Raw genomic sequence first — 2,386 nt, 5'->3', positions numbered from 1 at the left:
ACTCAGGATGTAGATATGGGAAAGATTACAATAGATCAAACGGTTCTGTTGGATAGTATTTTGATTCAAGCCAAGAAGAAGCTGATAGAACGCAAGGTGGATCGCTTGGTGTTTAACGTTGAAAATTCAGTTTCAGCAAGTGGGGGTGATGCTTTAGATGCTTTGAGAATAACGCCGAGTGTGCGAATTCAGAACGACAAGGTGACAATGATTGGAAAAAGCGCTATGGCTATTATGATAGATGACAAAATGATTGAACTTTCAGAAGATGATTTGATTAATTATTTACGAACTATACCTGCAGATAATATTAAGAGTATTGAAGTGATAGGAACGCCGCCAGCTAAATACGCTTCTCAAGGTAATAGTGGATTGATAAATATTCAGTTAAAAAAGACTAAAAGAGATAGTTGGAATGCACTGATGGGATCCTCTTACCTACAGAATACACATACAAGTATATCTATTTTAGGAGGATTCAATTATAATAAAAATAAATGGTCATTACAATCGTCTGTAAATAGTGGTAAACTTCGAAAACGGATGTTAGATATGAGTTCTTTTTCATATCCGACTGAAATGTGGAATAAGAAAGCTCCTAGAGACATTGATAATGAATACCTCAATATCCGTATGGCAATTGATTATGCTATTAATACACGATGGTCTAGTGGAATTCAATACATGGGGGTCATTGATAATATAAGGATTAATCAAAGATCATTGACTAACATAGAATACATGGATAGCGATATTGTACAAGGACAAATTCAGTCAGATTCTGATTGGAAGAGTAAACCAAGTATTAATTCTTTGAATTGGCATAACCTATATCAGTTCGATGCAAGCGGAACTAAAATGTCTATTGATTTAGACTATTTCAATTATGAAAGCAATGAATTAAGAGTATACAAAGGTAAGGAGACCATGCCGTTCACATGTGGAACTAAATTCTCAGGTTTTAATACGAATACTATAGGTATTAAAAATTATAGTTTAAAATTTGACATTGAACTACCTTTTTCTTGGACCCATTTAAGTTTTGGTGGTAAAATATATCAAACTGCGACAGATAATCAAATTAAATTGAGTAATGAGAATAAAGAGACACTCATTTATGATTCTTTGGAAACGAATTTTTTTTCCCTTATAGAAAATAATCAGGCTCTTTATTTCTCTGGAAATACAAAATTAAATGATCAATGGCAACTACAAGCAGGTTTGAGAATGGAAGTAACACAAACTATTGGAAAATCAAGGGAATCCAATCATCTGAATAGAGATCAATATGTGAGATTCTTTCCAACGGTGTATCTTATTTATAAACTTAAAGAAAGTGGTGCACTATCATTAAATTATAGTAAGCGGATTAATCGCCCAAATTACGAAGAGCTGAATCCTTTTAAAATTTTCAGTAATCCTTATTCCTATGGCGAAGGAAATCCTTTTTTAAATCCTTCCTATTCAGATAATATAGAACTGTCTTATTCTCAAAATCAAAGTTGGATTCATACATTTTATGTAACAAAGACAACGAATGGTTTTGGACAACTAAAGATTATTGATGTTGCTTCAACAAGTGAACACTATCGGCCAATGAATTATTATGATCTGTTTTCTGTTGGAATTTCGGAGTCTTATTCTTTTAATAAATGGAATTGGTGGAATAGTATTTTGACTTTAGACAGCAATTATAGTAAGGCAAAGTCATTGGTTGACAATGCGGAGGAAAGCAAAACAGGGTTTAATACAACTTTTTCTACTGTGAATAATTTTGTATTAAATAAGTCAAATACAATCCTTTTTAGTTTGAACTATTGGTTTTCTTTTCCGGGAATTTCTGATTTGTATTCCATCTCTTCTAGTTCAAGTTTAAGTGTGGGAATCAAATTTTTGTTATTGGATAAAAATATGACAATCAGTATTCAAGGCAATGATATTTTTAGCGGAGAACGAGTGTTGGCAACAGGATATTTTAATCAAGTGAAAACAACAAATAGAAACTATGAAGATTCAAGAAGTTTTCGATTTTCTCTAAACTACAAATTTGGGAATAGTTTACTCAAAACAACCAAACGAGATTTTGGAAATGAAGCAGAACAAAATAGAATCTAGAAAAATACTTGCAAGTAGAGGAAAGGAGTAGAGCGAATTAAGTGCAAATGTTGAAAGATGATCTAACTATTTTTTTTTCTATAATGATGAAACTAAAGCAATTAGTAAAGAAGCTGTTGGGCTTAAAGAGTACACATTTTCATATTCTAGCGCAAATACTTTTGCACTAAATGATACTAAAACAAGTTCAAAACTAACCCTAGGTGTAATTTTTTCGTCTCTTTCAAAAAACTACCCGTGAGGGTAGCAACTGAATAAAATCTCTTATGTA

General features: G+C 32.0%; 1 protein-coding gene. It reads left to right on the top strand.

Going from position 1 to position 2,386, the window contains the following annotated elements; all coding sequences use genetic code 11:
* Window positions 1–2,115: outer membrane beta-barrel family protein (locus HX062_RS16045; RefSeq protein WP_286468123.1), on the top strand; the 2,115-nt coding region annotated here is incomplete at its 5' end.
* Window positions 2,116–2,386: the final 271 nt, after the last annotated feature.

The sequence above is a fragment of the Myroides sp. DF42-4-2 genome (genome assembly GCF_030326445.1).
GTDB lineage: Bacteria > Bacteroidota > Bacteroidia > Flavobacteriales > Flavobacteriaceae > Flavobacterium.
This window is presented reverse-complemented; position numbering and strand designations above follow the sequence as displayed.